Source organism: Metabacillus malikii (genome assembly GCF_030813355.1).
In the GTDB taxonomy this organism is placed as follows: Bacteria; Bacillota; Bacilli; order Bacillales; family Bacillaceae; genus Metabacillus; species Metabacillus malikii.
Map to the genome: position 1 here is coordinate 205,117 of NZ_JAUSUD010000003.1, position 18,805 is coordinate 223,921.

Genomic DNA, 18,805 nt, shown 5'->3' on the forward strand with positions numbered 1-18,805 from the left:
CCCTACGATAAGTCATCATCGATTCGTCCAAGGACTCATCGTGATTCCTTTATCTCAGTCGATGCCCCTCCAATTTGTACGTCGATGGGCAAGCCGCCTATGCTTTTCGTACTCCTCAGCGCAAGCGCCTGCTCACGTCTCAGCTCTCCTACGCATCCCGCAGGAGTCTCGCACTTCCGCTCCAGCAAACCCTTAAAAAATTTAGTGCAAAAAACCACAACCTTTTAGAAAAGAGCCAGAGGTCAGACTCCTCCAGTTGCATATCTGCAATTGGGGGAGTCTGACCCGTAATTTAAAGAAACCTTTTTCGCACTGAAGCCGATGGCAGCATGCACTGCTGTTTTATGCCAAACCATTTATAGCGGTTTTTCGCAATAATATCATAAATCATATCACGAAGCCTACTTGGAATAATGAAAAAGAGCTTAGCAATTTTCCAATAGCCGCCAAAATATGTGCAAAGTTTAATTGCGGCAGAGGATTTTTTATATACCTTTCCATCATAAATGAAGATAAAACTGTCAAAATCAGTTGTTGGCAGGTGATAATCATTCAGGAGTTGTTGCCCGCTATCAGATTGAAGAGCCGCAAACAATACCTGTTCCTTTTTATCATGCCTGATAACGAATTGTACTGCTTCGTTGCAAAAGTTACAAATTCCATCAAATAAAACGACAGGATTATTATCTCGGTTCATTGCGACCATGTCTCCCTTACTTCAACGTATCTCTCCAAATAAGCATTGCCGGACCTTTTGGATAAATATGTTCTACATTTCCAGAAGAATCTTTGCCGACCCAAATGCCTGCAGTATATTGATCTTTTAAACCAACAAACCATAAATCACGATAGTCATTTGTTGTCCCTGTTTTACCACCGACATATTCTCCACTTACGGAAGCTTTCTGACCTGTCCCGGTTTTTACGACAGATGCAAGAAGAGAACGCATTTCATTATTTGTTGACTTTTTCCATACTTGTACAGGTGGTTCTTCATTCCATTCATATAATGTATTTCCTGATAAGTCTGTTACTTTCGTAATTGCCCGGTTTTTATAATATTGCCCATCGTTTGCAAACGTTGTGTATGCACTCGTTAATTCTAATGGAGATACTCCGACATCAAAACCTCCAATTGCAGTTGTAAGTCGAGTTTTATCCCCCGCCGTTACTGAAGCAAATCCGAACGGTTCTAAATAGGAATATGCTTTTTCGAGACCTACTCTATCTAGTAATCTGACTGCAGCGGCATTATAGGAATATTTTAATGCAGTTTCCGTCGTGACAATGCCGTAATTTTTTTCACTGTAGTTTTTCGGACAATAATCATCTTTGCAAAATTCACTTGCATCGATCTTAGTTTTCGCCGTCGTACCCTTTACATCAATATATGGTGCATAATCTAAAAGTGGCTTTATGGCTGAACCTGGCTGACGATATGCTTGATATGCACGGTTAAAGCCAAACTTTTCATACTTTTTCCCGCCATATAGTGCAACGATTCGGTGTGCTTCGTGATCAATAACACTGGCTGCACCTTGTATATCTTTGTATGGAAGGTGTGTATCAACAGCGTTCTCCAGTTTCGATTGAATCGTAGAGTTAAGAGCTGTATGAATAATAACCCCTTTATTGATAACGTCATTGACGCGTTTTGTCACTTGTGCTTGAATGGCTTCCTCATTGAGCTTTTTCTCTGCTGCTGCTTCGCGGATTCCTTCACTCTTTGAGATGAGCTGTTTCAGTTCTTGATGAACAAATGTAACATAATCAGGATGGGCATCAACTAGTCCTTGTATGTTTAACGAAACCGGATATGATGTTGCCTCAGCTAGAGCTTCCTTTGAAATATGCCCTTCTTCAAAAAGCATCGTAAGCAATCTTTCCTGACGCTTTTTCGTATTTTCAAAATTATCTACTGGGTTATACAATGTCGGATTATTAGGAATCGCACTAATAAAAACTAGCTCTGCTAAGTTTAGCTCTTGAAGCTGTTTGCTAAAATAATACGTTGCGGCAGTGCCAATTCCATATGCACCATTACCAAAGTAAATGGCATTTAAATATCCTTCTAATATTTGTTCTTTTGACATATTGCGTTCGAGCTGATAAGAGTATAGCAGTTCACTAAGCTTGCGGTTATACGTTTTTTCATGTGATAGGTAAGCGTTCCGGGCAAGCTGCTGTGTAATGGTACTTCCGCCTTGTTCGACATCCTGTGATTTTGCATTAATAAACACCGCACGGATCATTCCTGCCGGATCAAAGCCGATATGCTCAAAAAAGCGTTGATCTTCTGATGTTACAAATAATGACTTTACAACCTCTGGTATTTCTTCAAAATTAGTATAAATGCGATTTTGCTGGTTTGTTGTTATTTCTGATATTAATTGTCCTTCTGAATCAAAGATAAAGCTATTTTGCGTGAGTTCAAGTGAATCAATCGGGATTTTCTCATCGAGTACAGTGCCTAATCCTTTAATGGCCTTTGATTCTTTACCCGCCACAAAGCCGCTAAATAGAAAGATAGGGACCATAACACATATACAAATCCATCCAAATACTTTTCTAACCATACGTTTCACTCTTTCTAATTTATATATCTTTCCTTATTGTAACCGATTATGACAAATGAAGGTAAAAATTTATTAAACGGTTGATACCAATTCTTGTTAAAAAATGTTTCGGATAGTTAACTCCTTGTTTCCTGAGTGACGTTCAGTTTGATTTCAGCAATGAGTACGGATTTTCCACTGGGTGGGGAGGTGAGCCTAGCTATTCACTGATATTGACGTACAAACTAAGTAGGGTATCAAATAAGCGATTTTTAATAGACAGGACTTGGGTAAGCATGAAAATAAAAATAGTCAAGGGATATTTCATTATTTTTTGAAAATTTGAAGTTAAATAGAGGTGTCGATGATATAATAATAGAAAAGAACTTTACAGAAAAGGGGTGAAAAGGTTGGAAGGACAAGAATCATTATTATTATTTATTGATTTTGAATTTACTATGCCTGAGAGTAAAGCAAACCCGAAAGGATTTTACCCGGAAATCATTGAAGTAGGCCTTGTAGCTGTTCAAAATCATAAAATAGTAGACCAATTTTCCTCTTATGTAAAACCGAATCGTTTTCCAAAATTAAGTGAACGCTGTAAAACATTTCTGCAAATCTCTCAAGATACGATTGACCAAGGCATTACCTTTAAAGAATTATTACACGTTTTAGCTAACTATAATGAACACGCTTCAGTTACTGTCATTACTTGGGGAAACATGGATATGAAGGTATTACGCCACAATTGTCAGATGAATAGCGAGCCATTTCCATTACATGGTGAATGTAGAGATCTATCAATGGAATATAAGCGATTTTTTGGTGACCGCAACCAAACGGGACTTTGGAAAGCGGTAGAAGACTATGGGAAAAAGGGAACGGGAAAACATCATCGTGCGCTAGACGATGCGTTAACAACTTTTAATATTTTTAAACTTGTTGAAGAGGATAAACGATATCTCCAAAAACCTGAGCCGTCAACAATTGGTGACCGTATTGATTTAACGGAGGTATTAAATAAGTTTGCAACATAAGGAGTGGGATTTTATTCGGATAGAGCTATTAAAAAGGCACACTCAATAACACTATTTGTTAATAAATCAAATAATGTTATTGAGTCATAATTGCCTTAATCGTTTGGAAAGTAATCTTTTTCAAGTTGTGATAGATGCTGAAGGGAGCGTGTTGCCCATTCTGTATCCAAATCTTCGAGTTCGTTCATTAAATGTTGAAGTGAATCCCTAAGGGAAGTGTTATAGTCTGGTACAGTACCTTCATAGCATTTTACCATCTTTTTCGGTATATTCGTTTGTTCATTCAATGCTAAGGCGCGTCGTTCATGGAACAGTTCAACATCTGCCTGTTTAGGATTATGTAAATCTCCTTGCTGTGGATGCTTTAAAACAGCCTTAACCTTCACCAAATAATGCATTGGTTTAATCGCTGTTATCTCCCCGATATATTTTCCTGTTTTATAAATTCCTGTGACTATATCACCTATTTTGAATTCTTCCATCTGTCAACTTCCCTTCAATTATTGGATTTAGAAAAAAACAATTGATAAATTTTTCGATTCGTATTTGTAATTTGTTAAAAGCTTGCTATAGTAATAAGGAAAGGTCGTGAATCGCGTGAATATGTATCAATTAGGTGTGTTTCCGGTATATTTTCCTGAAGATAAAACAGAATACATCCCAGCCCTTATAACAATGGTTATATTCGGAATTGCAGCATTCCTTGTCTTTCGTTTCATTGTGAAAATATCTAAACAAGAGCAAGGAAAAGTGGACAAGCAATATGAACAAATGAAGCAACCGAATAATGACCAGGAATGACTTCTGTACAGCTAGGTCTCAGGCCACTTGTGAGCGAGCCTGGACCTGTCGTTTAAGAAAATGCCTGAACAAGTCTGTTTAACCCGTCACGTAAAGTTTCACGTGGACAGGCAATATTCATTCTAAGGAAACCAGCACCATTTTCTCCAAATTTAGAGCCGGGTTCCAAGGCAAGCTTGCCTTTCTTCAGTAGCAGCTCCTTCATTTCTTCGTCAGTCTTCTGCTCTTTTCTTGCATCAATCCAAACCAGGTAGGTTGATTCAGGACGCATCACCTTAAAATGAGGTAGTTTTTCCTGTACTACTTTTTCAACTTCTTTTACATTATCTTCTAAATAGTTGATTAATTGGTCGAGCCATTCGCTTCCATGCTTGTAGGCTGCTTCCATCGATACCATTCCGAATGTATTTAACCCCATTAATCCGTGAAGTTGAAGGGTTTGGGTATATTTACGCTTTAAGGTTGCGTTTGGTATTAACACTGCAGACGCTTGAAGACCTGCTAAGTTAAATGTTTTACTCGGAGCGATACATGTTATCGTATTGTTCGCGATTTCCTCACTAATGGATGCTAAAGGTGTATATTCATTACCGAATAATAACAAATCAGAGTGGATATCGTCAGAAATGATAAGTACATCATGTTTTAAACACAGCTCAGCCATTTTGGTTAATTCGTCTCTGCTCCAAATTCTTCCACTAGGGTTATGTGGATTACATAAAATAAACATTTTCGTTTTTGGATCCGCAACCTTTTTCTCAAAATCAGCAAAATCTATTTCATAGCGATGATTTTCATTAAGCTTTAGTGCATTATATAATACCTCGCGTTTATGCTTTTTTGCCATTTCAAAAAAAGGATAATACACAGGTGGCTGGACAACGATCTTATCGTCAGCACCAGTAAACGTTTGAATCGCCATGCTAATAGCTGTAACAATTCCAGGGCTGTATGTAATGATATTATCGCTAATTTCCCAGTTGTGACGTTGTTTTAGCCAAGATTGAATCGCCTTTTCTGTTTCTTCCATTGGCATTGAATAGCCGAAAACACCATGATCTGCACATTGATGTATCGCTTCAATGACTTTATCGGGTGCCCTGAAATCCATGTCAGCGACCCACATCGGAAGCACTTCCTCATCACCAAATATCTTCTTCGTGCTCCATTTAGCAGAAGAGCTATCCTTGCGGTTAATCATTTCATCAAATTGATTCATTATGCTTCACCTCGTGAATGTATTTAAACTGGACGTCCATTAGTAGCCTTTGTGAATCACTTAAAACCTAATTCGCAAATTCTATTAAATATACGTCTAGAGTTCATATTAATTTAGAATTTACTATATGTATGACTACTTTTATCATATAGGTGTAGCAATGACAGTGCAAAAAATAAGATTAGTAACTTGGAGGAAATTGAAATCCATGACATACTATAGTTAGGATAACATAAACGCTTATTCCATAGAGAAAGAGCCAAATCCTAGGGAGTGGCTCTTTAGTATTAAGTTATTCGTTTTTTGTCAATGTAGAATTTCTTTTCGGCAATTTTAGTTTTAACAACTAATTTGCTAAACAAAAGTCAATAATTTTTTCAGTAACATATTCAGGACGCTCTTCCGGAACTAAATGTCCAGTGTTTTTTAAAGAATAAAACACAGAATTAGGTAAATCTTGTTTTAATCTTTCGCCAACATGGACGGGTACAACCTTATCTTCATTACCCCAAATGAGTAAACTCGGGCTTTCGATTTTTTTCAATTCCTCTGAAGTTAAATCCCCTTCATGGTCGCGAATCATGCGATTTAAAGCTCGAAATATTCCGTTATCATGAAATGGTTCTAAATAACCCTCCATCATTTCATTATCGATAAGAGAGCGGTCATACACAACGTTATGAAGGTTTTTTAATACACCTTGTCTTGCTAACCAATGCTTGATTCCTAAATAAAAATATGGGATATATGAGCCTACTTTTAAACTCGGATGTACCCCTTTCATATAACCCGAGCTACAGAGCAGAACAACCTTTTCAAATAAGTCTGGGCGTTCCTTTACAGCATGTAGAGATACTTGACCGCCCATACTATGGCCTACAATATATGCCTTTTTTATATTTAATGATTGAACTAATTCAATAACAAGCTTGGCCATATTTGAATAAGAATGGACAAACCTCGTTGATTTCTCAGACTTCCCAAATGGAGGCAAATCAATTCCTACTAAATTAAAGTCATTTTTTAATAACGGGATAATTTTTCGATAACAAAATGTTGAGGATAAAAAACCGTGTAATAACACTAAAGTTGGTTTCGTACGGTCAGTTTCATATACTTCATAGTGGACATTGACACCAAGAATTTTCGCGGTTCGACAAAAATATCGAGTTGAATTCATTCAATATCACTCCAATTTCATCTATATAGAATGCCCCTCCATATGATAGAATGAACTATCCATTTGAAAAAGTTTTTTATATTATTGGCTATGTAACCTGAAAATAAAACTGTAAAAACTTACCCGATATTCTTTTGGCAATAGATATGAAAATTCAATGGAAAATGGTATAATTATCTGAAGATTTGAAAAGTGGGAGTGGTGAAAATGAAGTTTACAGAGAAGGAAGTCGAGATTTTAGAAATCCTTGAAGATGACTGTCGCTTATCTGCTGAACAAATCGCCAAAATGATTGATTTAACAGAAGAAGAAACAAAAAAAATCATTCGAAATCTTGAAGACCAACGAATTATTGCAGATTACACAGCGCAAGTAAATTGGCGTAAAGTGGATGGTCATGAAGGTGTTAAAGCTATGATAGACGTAAAAGTGCAGCCGAAACGAGGCGTAGGATTTGATGAAATCGCAAGCCGTATTTACCGTTTCAATGAAGTGAAATCCGTTTATTTAATGTCTGGCGCTTATGATTTATCTGTCATTATTGAAGGAAAGTCAATGTCTGCAATTGCTCAATTTGTCTCAGATAAGTTATCAACGTTAGATTCCGTATTATCAACAACAACTCATTTTATCTTAAAAAAATATAAGCATGATGGCACGATATTTGAACAAGATGATGAGGATAAGAGAATTGTGGTGTCACCATGATAGAACCTTCTCATTATTTATCAACAACAGTTAAAGATTTAAAGCCATCAGGTATCCGGAAATTTTTTGATTTAGCAGCTGGCATGGAAGGTGTCATATCGTTAGGTGTTGGTGAACCGGACTTTGTGACCTCATGGAATATCCGCGAGGCATGTATTCTTTCGCTAGAACAAGGTTATACATCTTATACAGCAAATGCCGGGTTATATGAATTAAGACGTGAAATTAGTCATTATCTAAAAGAACAAACAACTGTTGAATATGACCCGGAAAAGGAAATTTTAGTAACGGTTGGGGCAAGTCAGGCGCTTGACCTTGCACTTAGAGCAATTATTAACCCAGGTGATGAAGTCATCGTCATAGAACCTAGCTTTGTTTCATATGCATCGCTCGTTTCATTGGCGGGCGGTGTTCCTGTTTCTGTACAAACGAATGGCGAAATGGAATTCAAGCTACAGCCTGGTGAACTCGAAGCGGCAATAACAAATAAAACAAAAGCAATTATCCTCTGTTCGCCAAACAACCCAACAGGTACATTGCTAAATAAGCAGGAATTAGAAAAGATTGCTTTAATTATCGAGAAATATGATTTGTTAGTCATCTCAGATGAAATCTATGCAGAGCTTACATATGATGAAACATATTCAAGCTTTGTTTCAATTGAGGGAATGGCGGAGCGAACAATTTTAGTTTCAGGCTTTTCAAAAGGCTTTGCGATGACAGGCTGGAGATTAGGTTATGTCGCTGCATGTCCGGAATTCTCAAGTGCGATGCTGAAAATTCACCAATATTCGATGATGTGTGCACCAACAATGGCACAGTATGCAGCGATTGAAGCAATGAAAAATGGAAAAGAAGATGTCCTTCATATGAAGAAGAGCTACAAGCAACGGAGAAACTTGTTTGTTAGTGCGTTAAACGAAATCGGCTTATCATGTCATATTCCTGGTGGTGCATTCTACGCATTCCCATCGGTCCATAAAACAGGGCTAACTTCTGAAGAGTTTGCCGAACAACTGTTAAAAGAGGAAAAGGTTGCAGTTGTACCAGGAAGTGTATTTGGAGCAAGTGGAGAAGGCTACATCAGATGCTCTTACGCATCGTCTTTAGAACAGTTACAAGAAGCATTACGACGGATGCAACGTTTTGTTCAAAATAGAGTGTAAAAAAAGAGGATGACTCAAGTTTGAGTCATCCATATAAGAGAAACAAAAGGGGGAATACTAGAAAGCCTTATGCTTCTAATTATTCCCCCTTTTTTATGATTTATACGTTTATTTTTTGTGTTTTTTCTATAGGCTGTTTTCTAAAAGATTGTGGCTTTGTGCACTAACCTTTTTAAGGATTTGTTGGAGCTGATTGCCAGACTCCCGCGGAAAGCGAGTACTGCAAGAGGAGACAAAGCCTAAACGACAACTCATTTAAAAGCAACAATGTTACTATAACAGCCTTTATAAAAAAAGTGGCTTTTTTATGAATAAAGTGTTCTTATGAAAGAAAGATAATCCTCAAAGCATGATTCCACACAATTGTTCACTTCAAAATTTCTTCATTTAATGAAACAATTTAAAACTGTGTTTCGTTTTATAACTAGGATAAAGGGAGGATAGAAGCATGACGGAAGATGAGTTAATCAAAAGAGCGAAGCAGGGGAATATGGTTGCTTTCGGGCAACTAGTCGAAAGTTACTATCCGACTGTTGAACGGTTTGCGTACCAGTTAGGAAATAAACAGGATGAGATTGAAGACATTACCCAGGAAGTATTTATTCGTGTCTATCGGTTTATCGACCAATTTTCAAAAGCAAAATTTTCGACATGGTTATATAAAATAACTTTAAACGTTACAAGAGATTTTGCAAGAAAACGTCAATCAAACCTTCGGAAGGTTTTTAAAATACAGCAAGATACGAGAGATACTGAGTATCCGGAAATAGAGACTATGGCTCTAAAAAATGAAGCGGACAGAGATTTGCACATTGCAATCCAACAACTAGATGAAAAATATCGTATACCAATCATTCTCTTCTACTTTCATGAGAAAAAATATGAAGAAATTGCCGAAATTATGTCAGTCACATTATCAACTGTTAAAACTCGTATTCTCCGTGGTAAAACAATGCTCAAAAAGAGAATGGAAGAGTTAAATGAGAAGGAAGGTGACATACGTGGATGATCGACAGTTTGAAGAACGATTAAAGAACTTAAAAAATGCATATGACAAAATGCCAACAGTATCATCGACAAATACGATTCTAAAGAACATTTCGTCTCAAGAAAAACCCATTCAAAAACGTCGCAAGCTTAAATTACCATATGTCGCTTCCTTTATCGGCGTGTTACTAATTGGTGGGTTAATCGGTGGTCAATTGCTCTCACAGACAGATTTTTCGACTGGAAAAAAGGAAACAGAGGTGTCGCAACAACCACCTACAGAAGAGCAAATAGAAGCAGCAAAAAATGAATTACGTGGATTATTTGAGCGAAAGGTTGATGAGCTAGGAGAAAAGCTTGATTTTGAAGATGTAAGACTTTATCGCTTTGTTCAGGAAACAAATGATATCGTCACGAGCTTTGAAGAACGAACAAGTTTTATTAATAAGAAAGAATTAACGAATCATGTTAATAAAGTGAAAGATATGATTAATCGCCGGATTTCATTGCCACAAGAAGAATTTGATTATTTAATAGAGAAGGTCAAGGACGAGAAATCGGTAAGTGACGAGGAAATTTTTGATTATATGGATAAATTAGATGCTATACATGAGAATTTAAATGCAATTTGGCACGGGAAAGGGTATGCTGTGCAACGTAGCGGAACAGTAGAAGGAACGGATCCTATATATGTTGATATGCTAAATAGTAAGAATGTAAAAGTTGGAGATGAAGCCTACATTCAATTTGTTGAAAACATAGTTGATTTTGGCTACGTATTTTATTCTGATAAAGAAAATATGATTCATTTTGAGATTAATACCGATCAAATTATCAAAGAATTTGAAGGTGAAGTAAGTGAGGAGATCATTAAATACCTTGAATCTAAATCATATGTACGTAATTTAAAGGATGTTTCTACTGTAAGTTCTGTTGAGAAAGATATCATACAGAAGCTAGTCACATTAGAGCAACTAATTATTGCAAACCCGACCTTCAGAAATATTGATGATGCAAAATCTCTTTATCGTGATATGGTTGGACACTTTCTCTGGAATAATAATAATGAAACTTTAGCGGTGTTACCAGAGCTATACCCAAATTCAGAAGTTGTACCATTAATTGAAGAGGTCAAATCATATAAAGAGGGAGAAAAAATAACCTATGTTCCAGAAGAAATTAGATATGAAATAATGAATAATCTTCCAAATGAATTTCTGCCTTTTGGGAATGACCAAGGCATAACCCTTTCATTGTTTCCATTAACGGAGCAAATGGTAGAAGTTTACAACCTATTCAAAGGAAATAATGAATGGGAAGCACTTTCAGGTATTATTTTCTATAACAAAGGGACATTTGAACTTGTAATTGCACGTCTATACCTATATGCCTTAGCAAATGGAGATTATGAAACAGCCTATACACTTACTGACTTTTCCACGGAAAAGAACCTCCCTGATTTAGGTACATTTAAGGCAAATATTATCGCTGAAAATATTGATTATTATCAATTATCTAAAGAAGTTGTCCGTGCATCTCGGGTGCAAGAGGGACAACGTATCAACTATATCTTATCAAAAAGAAATGGTGAAAAAGTCACGTTACAGATGAGTTTAAAAGATGGGTTTGAAAAAGTTGCATATCCTGCATTCCCTGCCTTTTCTGAAGAGGGCTACTAAAAAAGTAGCCCTTTAGTTTTGACCTCTTTTGGGTATAATACTATTGTTGAAACCAATAGCCCTTTGTCATATTCAATAAGTTGTGGTATAATTTTATATTGCGTATAAACGAACATATATTATAAGAAAATTAGGAGTGTTATCATGACAACAAAGTACGAAATTGGCAGTGTCCATACAGGTAAAGTAACAGGAATTCAACCATACGGAGCATTCGTAGCATTAGATGAAGAAACACAAGGACTAGTACACATTTCAGAAATTACACATGGTTTTGTTAAAGATGTGAACGAACATTTAAAATTAAATGATGAAGTTCAAGTAAAAGTTCTTTCAATCGATGAAAAGTCTGGAAAAATCAGCTTATCAATCCGTGCTACACAAGAAGCACCTGTTGAAGAAAAGAAAGAAGCGGCTCCAAGAAAACCTAAAAAGCGTCAAGCAACTGTAAAAACAGAAACAGAAACACCACAAGGCTTCAATACATTAAAAGATAAACTTGAAGAGTGGATTGAGCAATCTAAACGTGAAGAAGTAAAAAAATAATTTGTGCGGATTTAAAAGGATGTCAACTAGCTGTTGCATCCTTTTTTTCATGTTTATGGCTCTTTCCTAAAAGATTGTGGCTTTTTACACTAACTTTTTTAATGGTTTGTAGCTGACCTGAGAGACTCCTGCGGGATGCGTGGGAGAGGTGAGACGTGAGCAGGCGTTTACGCTGAGAAATACGAAAGGCGTAGGCGGCTTGCCCATCGACGTACAAACTAGAGACGGGCATCGACTAAGACCAAAGGAATCACGATGAGCCGAATGGCGAATCGATGATGACTTATCGTAGGGAGGTGACCTGAAGTTTGATAACGGGTAGCCGCAAGGAGCTATGAGGCTCACCACCCACCCCGCTGCCCGTGGGTACTGCAAGAGGAAATAAACCCTAATACAGCCTGATGTTTAAACGTTACGCTTATGGGATTTAAAAGTCAAAAAAAAGAGCCAACAAGAAGTTAGCCCTCTAATGAATTATCGAACATCTGCGCGTGGTTCTCTTACGCCCTCAGTAGATGGTTTAAAAAGAAGTCCAAGGTTGATTAAACCGGCAATTCCTACTAAACCATAAATGATTCGAGAAAGAGCGGTATCGTCCCCAAAAATGGCAGCTACTAGATTGAAACCAAAAAATCCAATAAGACCCCAGTTGATAGCGCCTATAATTGTTAACAATAATGCAATACGTTGAATTGCGCTCATGTGCAACCTCCTTTGGTATATTTATCATTTACATGATTAGATTGTGATAAATAGGTAAATCCTATTCGTTGGAAAATGTTGTGAAAGCACTTTTCTTTACAATAAAATACGAACTATACATAATCTATATTATGGAGGCGATTTAGAATGGAGAATTTTACATATTATAACCCAACAAAATTGATTTTTGGAAAAGGACAGGTTGAGCAACTTGCAAAGGAAATAAGCCCTTACGGCAAAAAGGTTTTACTCGTTTATGGTGGCGGAAGCATTAAACGCAACGGTTTATATGACCAAGTTGTCAATGAATTAATGAGCAACGGAATAGAGTACTTTGAGTTATCTGGAGTCGAACCAAATCCGAGATTGACAACAGTTCAACGCGGTGTAGAGATTTGTAAACAAGAGGAAATTGATTTTCTACTTGCAGTAGGTGGCGGTAGTGTTATCGATTGTACAAAGGCTATTTCAGTCGGTGCAAAGTATGATGGCAACCCTTGGGATATTGTCACGAAGAAATATACGCCAACAGAAGCGATTCCTTTTGGAACAGTCTTAACGTTAGCAGCAACAGGATCTGAAATGAACTCTGGTTCCGTTATTACCAATTGGGAAACGAAGGAAAAGCACGGATGGGGCAGCCCATTAGTATTCCCTAAATTTTCAATTCTTGACCCAGTTAATACCTTTACTGTTCCAAAAGACCAAACAATATACGGTATTGTTGACATGATGTCACACGTTTTTGAACAATATTTTCATCATACAAAAAATTCACCGTTACAAGACCGTTTCTGTGAGTCAACATTAAAAACAGTTATCGAAGCAGGACCGAAACTAGTGAACGATTTAGAAAATTACGAATTACGTGAAACGATATTATATGCGGGAACAATCGCATTAAACGGTCAATTACAAATGGGTTACCGTGGTGACTGGGCAACACATAATATTGAGCACGCTGTTTCAGCAGTATATGATATCCCACACGGTGGCGGCTTAGCGATTTTATTCCCTAATTGGATGAAACATACATTAAAAGAAAATGTAGACCGATTTGTCCAAATGGCTGTCAATGTTTTTGATGTGGAGCCTAACGGTAAAGACAAAGAAGCTATTGCATTAGAAGGTATCGAAAAGCTTCGCCAATTCTGGGATAGCATCGGTGCACCTAGCCGTTTAAAAGACTATGATATTGGCGAAGAAAACATTGAGCTAATGGCAGACAAAGCAATGGTAAATGGAGACTTTGGTAACTTTAAAAAATTAAATCGTGAAGATGTTTTAGCGATATTGAATGCATCGTTATAAAATTGTGGCAAACAGTGGGTCCTCCACTGTTTGCATATTGTATTTGAATGCGTTTACATAATGATCAAGGCTTGATTTACTACTATAGTTTAGATAAAGTGAGAGTAGGTATAAATATTTTGATGAATATTGGAGGAAATTGTGATGACACATGTACGTTTTGATTATTCAAACGCTTTAACATTTTTTAACGAGCATGAAATTACATACTTACGTGACTTCGTAAAAGTTGCACATCATACAATTCATGAACAAACAGGTGCAGGAAGTGACTTTTTAGGATGGGTTGACCTTCCGAAAAATTATGATAAAGAAGAATTTGCACGTATTCAAAAAAGTGCAGAGAAAATTAAATCTGATTCTGATGTTCTCCTTGTTATCGGTATCGGTGGTTCTTACCTAGGAGCAAGAGCAGCAATCGAAATGCTAAACCATTCATTCTATAATTCTTTATCAAAAGAACAAAGAAAAACTCCACAAGTTATTTTCGTTGGAAATAACATTAGCTCTACATACATGAAAGATTTACACGATTTACTAGAAGGTAAAGACTTCTCAATTAACGTTATCTCTAAATCTGGTACAACAACTGAGCCAGCCTTAGCATTCCGTATCTTCAGAAAGCTTCTTGAAGAGAAATATGGCAAAGCAGAAGCGAAACAACGTATTTATGCGACAACAGACAAAGCACGTGGAGCATTAAAAACATTAGCAACTGAAGAAGGCTATGAATCATTCATTATTCCTGATGATGTTGGTGGACGTTATTCAGTCCTTACTGCAGTTGGATTACTTCCAATCGCTGTTACAGGTGTTGATATCGAAGCAATGATGAAAGGTGCTGCCGCAGCGAGTGAAGACTTTGGTAAATCAGAGCTTGAAGAAAATGCAGCATACCAATACGCAGTAGTCCGCAATGTCCTTTACAATAAAGGAAAAACAATTGAAATGCTTATTAACTATGAGCCAGGACTTCAATATTTCGCTGAGTGGTGGAAACAATTATTTGGCGAAAGTGAAGGAAAAGACCAAAAAGGTATTTATCCATCATCTGCAAACTTCTCAACAGACTTACACTCATTAGGACAATACGTACAAGAAGGACGCCGTGACATCTTTGAAACAGTGATCAATGTTGAGAAGCCACGTCATGAGCTAATTGTTGAAAAAGAAGATAGCGATTTAGATGGATTAAACTACTTAGCTGGCAAATCTGTAGACTTTGTTAACAAAAAAGCGTTCCAAGGAACAATGCTGGCACACACTGATGGAGGAGTACCGAACTTAGTCGTTTCAATTCCAGAAATGGACGAGTACACATTCGGATACTTAGTATACTTCTTTGAAAAAGCATGTGCAATGAGCGGTTACTTATTAGGAGTAAACCCATTTGACCAACCGGGTGTTGAAGCATACAAAGTAAATATGTTCGCATTGCTTGGTAAACCAGGCTTCGAAGAGAAAAAAGCTGAATTAGAAGCACGTCTAAATAAATAATCATAAACGAAAAAAGAGGGTTACTCTAAACGAAGAGTCACCCTCTTTTTTGTAACTAGCCGGTAGTGCCCCCTCATTATACAAACAGATGCTGCCGCAATTCCTTATTTTTTTCATCAAAACGGCTATTGTGGGATGAAACCCTTGCTTTTGCAGGTGAATCGGGCTCTAAATAAAGCTTTGCCTGGTTGACTGCATTTGCGGCATCGGCAAAAGCCCCTAAAATTAAGTGTACTTTCCCATCGAAATTTAAAATATCGCCAGCTGCAAATAACCCCTCGATATTTGACTCGGATTTGCTCGTACCTTTAACGAAATGGTCGTTTACTAGCTCAATATTTAAAGGGCTTTCTTTAATGAACGTTAATTCCCGCTCAAAGCCGTAGCTAATGATGACATCATCAATCGCGATGCTTGTCTCTTCAGCAGTTTCATTATTTGTTAAAATAACCGACTGTATTTTTGTATTATCAATTGTCGAAACGAATTTTTTAATGGTTGTGTTTAAATGCTTATGTAACGGAAATTGGTCTAATTTTGATAGCTGTGCTTCGTGGCAATCAAACTGCCCACGTCTATGTACAATATGAAGGCTTTTTGTAATCGGAGCCAATTCGACAGCCCAGTCAATTGCCGCATTTCCTCCTCCACAAATGACTACGTCCTTACCCTTGAATTTTTCAAGACTTTGAACAACATAATGGAGATTCGTAATTTCAAAACGTTCAGCACCATCAATCTCTAATTTAATCGGTTTTAAAATTCCGCCACCAACAGCTAAAATGACTGTTTTACTCAAATGCTGTTTACCACTTGCCCCTGTTAACAAAAAAAGGCCGTTCTTTTTCTCAATCGAGGTAATTTTTTCATTGACAACAACTTCCGGTTCAAAGGTTAATGCTTGTTGAACCATTTGCTGGATTAGCTGTTCGCCTGTTAAAGGAGTGAGTGCTCCTACATCCCATATCATTTTCTCGGGATAAACGTGTACCTTGCCGCCAAGCTTTGGCTGGTACTCAATAATCTTCGTTTTCATTTCGCGCATGCCACTGTAAAAAGCAGAGTATAAGCCGGCAGGTCCCCCACCAATTATTGTTACATCAAATAATTCTTCATAATTTTGCATGTAAATCATCTCCCTTTCTTAAAAGTGTGTATATGCTGAAGTAAACATTAATGATAATGATTATCAATTTCATTATCAACTGTATTTTAGTAAATGTCAATATCGTACTAAAATGGAGAAATGAGGGCATGAAATTTTACCGTTAGGAAACTCTAATAAAAAAGGGGGTATAATCATGATTGAACTTACATCAAAGCTCGATGGAAAGGTGTTCCAGCTAACACACCTGGAGGAAAAGCTTAAGCCGCTAGGATATGATATCGGTGGGAATTGGGACTATGATCACGGGTATTTTGATTATAAAATTGACTCTGAAGTAGGGTACCAATATTTAAGAATTCCGTTTATCGCTGTCGATGGTCAGTTAGATGTGCCGAACACAACGGTCAAGCTTGGAACCCCGTTTTTGTTATCTCATAAATATCAAATCGGTCTTGATGACAATGCTCGAATTGGAAACTTAACTGCAGCGATTAATCAATTCCAAGAACCACAGGATAAAGATGCTACCTTCCCAGATGAATATATTGATGATGGGAAGGCGCTTGTTAGCAAATTAGAAGCAATATTATTAAGTTAATGTTTTAGGACAATTAAGGAATCTAAGCGAGTAATTTGATAGGTGAGGGGCGGATTTATTTTCGTTTCCTCGCCTGTTTTTATGCCAATTAATATGCATTCTTTTTCTAAAAGAATTTGGCTAAGCTCACGAAATGTTTTACCGATAAATTTTTCATTGTAGGGAAGGACTTGAAATGAGTTGCCACTTGCAGGGTTTAATTCCGAATAAAAGTTTGCCAAGCCATTTTTGGCGAAAATACTTGTCATCATAAAATAGCTAGTTAGCTTGTACGTTTTTATAAGGTCATTTGCACCTGCACGTTTAGCATTTATCGCTTGTTTTTCTGTTAGAACTTCAATAACACAATGCAAGCTCGGATTAACGCCTTTTAGTGTTAGTAAGACGAGAATAGAATACATATCAGCATCATACTCATTTTTATGCTGGTCTGCTGTAATGATTGCTGCCTCCGCGCTTCCAATATTGGCCCTCGCTAATGTTTCATCATCTGTCGGGTCTCCTTTAATGTAATAGACATTTTCAATAAGTGGCGCTGTTTTCAGTGACCCATCAATAAGAACAATCTTCTTGTCTGGCTTAACAGTTGTGAGAGATTCGACCATTTCCTTTGTCTTCTCATTCCATCCTATTAAAATGATCTGGTTACTGCCTCGAAATGTAATTTCGCCTTCGCGAAAAGAATGCTGTTTCCTAATCGCTGCTGCTGAAATTGTTGCAAAATATGCACTGACAAAGCTAGCACCAACTAACACCATTAGCATCGCAATCGCTCTACCAAGATAGGTTTGCGGTACATAATCACCGAAACCAACTGTTGACAGTGTAATGAGTGCCCACCATATTCCATCAAACATAGTTGGGAATTCATTAGGCTCTATAAATGAAATCGTCACCCCAAAAAATAGAATGATGAATAGAACAACGATGGAAACCTGTGTATAAAGCGGCCATTTTAACCAATGCAGAATTGTCCGATTAGACTTTGCCAATTATGTGTCTTCCTTTCCTTGCTTATTTGGCAAAAAAGATAGTACTTCCTTAACAATTGTGTTAATTTTTGCTGTAACTTCATCCTTTCCATATGCTTCAATGGCACGAGCTATCGTTTCCATTGTTTCATCTGTAAATTCGATGAGAGGTTTATCTTCTTCAGATTCATTATAAAATTGGATAAATGCATCAAGTCCCTCGTTCATTTTATCGATCGCTTCACTCAGTTGTTTTTTCTCATCATCAGTTACCTTCAAAATACATCACCACTTTCATTGAACATAAGAGGTATTATTTAGTTAGTATGTACAATTACTTGTTTAGTTTGCGTTAGAGAAGTGATTATCATTATGTTAAATAAACTTATTGTTGAGTAATCTATCCTAACTTGAAATAATAGAAATAATCTTTACTTTAAGGGAGCATCTCGGAAGGTATGAAAAGGTATAAGCTTAAGCGGAATTTTAGAGGGATTAAAAAAGGAACACAGTTTTATTTAATTGCTGAATCTGAATTTATCGGAATTAAGGATTTCGTGTTGCGAACGAAGGATTTTAAGACAAGAATTTCAATTAATGAGACAGAGCTGCAAACATATTTTATTTTAATGAAAAGGGTTGAGGATAGAGATTTTAATCGATATTAAGAAATGCGAAAACCGCTTTTATCCTCTTATGAGCTAGGATAAAAGCGTTATTACATAAAACAAATGAATAGG

General features: G+C 36.9%; 20 protein-coding genes. 11 read left to right on the forward strand and 9 right to left on the reverse strand.

Annotated elements, in window-relative coordinates; genetic code table 11:
* Positions 1-292: 292 nt before the first annotated feature.
* Entirely contained in the window at positions 293-697 is a 405-nt protein-coding gene (locus J2S19_RS04910) for a thiol-disulfide oxidoreductase DCC family protein (RefSeq protein ID WP_307338093.1), read from the reverse strand.
* A gap of 16 nt (positions 698-713) precedes the next feature.
* Positions 714-2,576, reverse strand: coding sequence for a transglycosylase domain-containing protein (locus J2S19_RS04915; RefSeq protein WP_307338097.1), 1,863 nt, complete (start codon positions 2,574-2,576; stop codon positions 714-716).
* Positions 2,577-2,965: 389 nt separating this feature from the next.
* Between J2S19_RS04915 and kapD the strand changes: the two genes are divergently transcribed.
* Positions 2,966-3,592 (forward strand): 3'-5' exonuclease KapD, encoded by a 627-nt coding sequence (gene kapD / locus J2S19_RS04920; protein WP_307338100.1) that lies wholly within the window; start codon positions 2,966-2,968, stop codon positions 3,590-3,592.
* 95 nt (positions 3,593-3,687) lie between these two features.
* Here kapD and kapB read toward each other — a convergent pair whose 3' ends face one another.
* Positions 3,688-4,074 (reverse strand): kinase-associated lipoprotein KapB, encoded by a 387-nt coding sequence (gene kapB, locus J2S19_RS04925; protein ID WP_307338103.1) that lies wholly within the window; start codon positions 4,072-4,074, stop codon positions 3,688-3,690.
* Between the two features lie 121 nt (positions 4,075-4,195).
* Between kapB and J2S19_RS04930 the strand changes: the two genes are divergently transcribed.
* The gene (locus J2S19_RS04930; RefSeq protein WP_307338430.1) at positions 4,196-4,393 is read left to right on the forward strand and encodes a hypothetical protein; all 198 of its coding nucleotides are present in this window, start codon (positions 4,196-4,198) and stop codon (positions 4,391-4,393) included.
* A gap of 52 nt (positions 4,394-4,445) precedes the next feature.
* On the opposite strand, the gene J2S19_RS04935 is transcribed toward J2S19_RS04930, so the two are convergent.
* Together J2S19_RS04935 and J2S19_RS04940 are read right to left on the reverse strand one after the other, a co-directional pair.
* Positions 4,446-5,612, reverse strand: coding sequence for a MalY/PatB family protein (locus J2S19_RS04935; protein ID WP_307338106.1), 1,167 nt, complete (start codon positions 5,610-5,612; stop codon positions 4,446-4,448).
* A 346-nt stretch (positions 5,613-5,958) separates the two neighbouring features.
* Positions 5,959-6,792, reverse strand: a complete 834-nt coding sequence (locus J2S19_RS04940) for an alpha/beta fold hydrolase (RefSeq protein WP_307338109.1) — start codon at positions 6,790-6,792, stop codon at positions 5,959-5,961.
* A gap of 207 nt (positions 6,793-6,999) precedes the next feature.
* Between J2S19_RS04940 and J2S19_RS04945 the strand changes: the two genes are divergently transcribed.
* The 5 genes from J2S19_RS04945 (at position 7,000) to yugI (ending at position 11,878) form a co-directional block, all read left to right on the forward strand.
* Positions 7,000-7,500 carry an Lrp/AsnC family transcriptional regulator gene (locus J2S19_RS04945; protein ID WP_307338112.1) on the forward strand — a complete coding sequence of 167 codons (501 nt, stop codon included), beginning with the start codon at positions 7,000-7,002 and terminating at the stop codon, positions 7,498-7,500.
* A complete protein-coding gene (locus J2S19_RS04950; protein WP_307338115.1) occupies positions 7,497-8,666 on the forward strand; it encodes an aminotransferase in 1,170 nt (389 codons plus the stop codon). The genes J2S19_RS04945 and J2S19_RS04950 overlap by 4 nt, the downstream gene beginning before the upstream one ends.
* Positions 8,667-9,114: 448 nt before the next feature.
* Entirely contained in the window at positions 9,115-9,675 is a 561-nt protein-coding gene (locus J2S19_RS04955) for an RNA polymerase sigma factor (protein WP_307338117.1), read from the forward strand.
* The gene (locus J2S19_RS04960; protein ID WP_307338119.1) at positions 9,668-11,332 is read left to right on the forward strand and encodes a hypothetical protein; all 1,665 of its coding nucleotides are present in this window, start codon (positions 9,668-9,670) and stop codon (positions 11,330-11,332) included. Before J2S19_RS04955 ends, J2S19_RS04960 begins: the two co-directional genes overlap by 8 nt.
* A gap of 144 nt (positions 11,333-11,476) precedes the next feature.
* Positions 11,477-11,878, forward strand: a complete 402-nt coding sequence (gene yugI / locus J2S19_RS04965; protein WP_307338122.1) for a S1 domain-containing post-transcriptional regulator GSP13 — start codon at positions 11,477-11,479, stop codon at positions 11,876-11,878.
* 474 nt (positions 11,879-12,352) lie between these two features.
* On the opposite strand, the gene J2S19_RS04970 is transcribed toward yugI, so the two are convergent.
* A complete protein-coding gene (locus J2S19_RS04970; protein WP_307338125.1) occupies positions 12,353-12,580 on the reverse strand; it encodes a DUF378 domain-containing protein in 228 nt (75 codons plus the stop codon).
* A gap of 147 nt (positions 12,581-12,727) precedes the next feature.
* On the opposite strand from J2S19_RS04970, the gene J2S19_RS04975 reads away from it, so the two are divergent.
* Both J2S19_RS04975 and J2S19_RS04980 read left to right on the forward strand, forming a co-directional pair.
* Positions 12,728-13,891 (forward strand): iron-containing alcohol dehydrogenase, encoded by a 1,164-nt coding sequence (locus J2S19_RS04975; RefSeq protein WP_307338128.1) that lies wholly within the window; start codon positions 12,728-12,730, stop codon positions 13,889-13,891.
* Between the two features lie 144 nt (positions 13,892-14,035).
* On the forward strand, positions 14,036-15,388 hold the full coding sequence (locus J2S19_RS04980; RefSeq protein WP_307338130.1) for a glucose-6-phosphate isomerase: 1,353 nt from the start codon (positions 14,036-14,038) through the stop codon (positions 15,386-15,388).
* A gap of 76 nt (positions 15,389-15,464) precedes the next feature.
* Here J2S19_RS04980 and J2S19_RS04985 read toward each other — a convergent pair whose 3' ends face one another.
* Positions 15,465-16,514 carry an NAD(P)/FAD-dependent oxidoreductase gene (locus J2S19_RS04985; RefSeq protein WP_307338131.1) on the reverse strand — a complete coding sequence of 350 codons (1,050 nt, stop codon included), beginning with the start codon at positions 16,512-16,514 and terminating at the stop codon, positions 15,465-15,467.
* A 175-nt stretch (positions 16,515-16,689) separates the two neighbouring features.
* Here J2S19_RS04985 and J2S19_RS04990 point away from each other — a divergent pair, with 175 nt between their 5' ends.
* Positions 16,690-17,094: a YugN-like family protein gene (locus J2S19_RS04990; protein ID WP_307338135.1), complete on the forward strand. Its 405-nt coding sequence runs from the start codon at positions 16,690-16,692 to the stop codon at positions 17,092-17,094.
* On the opposite strand, the gene J2S19_RS04995 is transcribed toward J2S19_RS04990, so the two are convergent.
* Together J2S19_RS04995 and J2S19_RS05000 are read right to left on the reverse strand one after the other, a co-directional pair.
* A complete protein-coding gene (locus J2S19_RS04995; protein ID WP_307338138.1) occupies positions 17,091-18,086 on the reverse strand; it encodes a potassium channel family protein in 996 nt (331 codons plus the stop codon). The genes J2S19_RS04990 and J2S19_RS04995 overlap by 4 nt on opposite strands.
* Complete coding sequence (locus tag J2S19_RS05000; protein ID WP_307338141.1) at positions 18,087-18,344, reverse strand: protein mistic; 258 nt, start codon at positions 18,342-18,344, stop codon at positions 18,087-18,089.
* A 179-nt stretch (positions 18,345-18,523) separates the two neighbouring features.
* On the opposite strand from J2S19_RS05000, the gene J2S19_RS05005 reads away from it, so the two are divergent.
* Positions 18,524-18,733, forward strand: coding sequence for a hypothetical protein (locus tag J2S19_RS05005; protein ID WP_307338145.1), 210 nt, complete (start codon positions 18,524-18,526; stop codon positions 18,731-18,733).
* Positions 18,734-18,805: the final 72 nt, after the last annotated feature.

Excerpts from the sequence above, each read along its gene's own strand:
- J2S19_RS04955 (WP_307338117.1), top strand. The coding sequence starts at position 9,115 with ATGACGGAAGATGAGTTAATCAAAAGAGCGAAGCAGGGGAATATGGTT.
- J2S19_RS04930 (WP_307338430.1), top strand. The coding sequence starts at position 4,196 with ATGTATCAATTAGGTGTGTTTCCGGTATATTTTCCTGAAGATAAAACA.
- kapB (WP_307338103.1), bottom strand. The coding sequence starts at position 4,074 with ATGGAAGAATTCAAAATAGGTGATATAGTCACAGGAATTTATAAAACA.
- J2S19_RS04935 (WP_307338106.1), bottom strand. The coding sequence starts at position 5,612 with ATGAATCAATTTGATGAAATGATTAACCGCAAGGATAGCTCTTCTGCT.
- J2S19_RS04950 (WP_307338115.1), top strand. The coding sequence starts at position 7,497 with ATGATAGAACCTTCTCATTATTTATCAACAACAGTTAAAGATTTAAAG.
- J2S19_RS04990 (WP_307338135.1), top strand. The coding sequence starts at position 16,690 with ATGATTGAACTTACATCAAAGCTCGATGGAAAGGTGTTCCAGCTAACA.
- J2S19_RS04945 (WP_307338112.1), top strand. The coding sequence starts at position 7,000 with ATGAAGTTTACAGAGAAGGAAGTCGAGATTTTAGAAATCCTTGAAGAT.
- J2S19_RS04940 (WP_307338109.1), bottom strand. The coding sequence starts at position 6,792 with ATGAATTCAACTCGATATTTTTGTCGAACCGCGAAAATTCTTGGTGTC.
- J2S19_RS04985 (WP_307338131.1), bottom strand. The coding sequence starts at position 16,514 with ATGCAAAATTATGAAGAATTATTTGATGTAACAATAATTGGTGGGGGA.
- J2S19_RS05005 (WP_307338145.1), top strand. The coding sequence starts at position 18,524 with ATGAAAAGGTATAAGCTTAAGCGGAATTTTAGAGGGATTAAAAAAGGA.
- J2S19_RS04970 (WP_307338125.1), bottom strand. The coding sequence starts at position 12,580 with ATGAGCGCAATTCAACGTATTGCATTATTGTTAACAATTATAGGCGCT.
- J2S19_RS04975 (WP_307338128.1), top strand. The coding sequence starts at position 12,728 with ATGGAGAATTTTACATATTATAACCCAACAAAATTGATTTTTGGAAAA.
- J2S19_RS04980 (WP_307338130.1), top strand. The coding sequence starts at position 14,036 with ATGACACATGTACGTTTTGATTATTCAAACGCTTTAACATTTTTTAAC.
- J2S19_RS04910 (WP_307338093.1), bottom strand. The coding sequence starts at position 697 with ATGAACCGAGATAATAATCCTGTCGTTTTATTTGATGGAATTTGTAAC.
- J2S19_RS04915 (WP_307338097.1), bottom strand. The coding sequence starts at position 2,576 with ATGGTTAGAAAAGTATTTGGATGGATTTGTATATGTGTTATGGTCCCT.
- yugI (WP_307338122.1), top strand. The coding sequence starts at position 11,477 with ATGACAACAAAGTACGAAATTGGCAGTGTCCATACAGGTAAAGTAACA.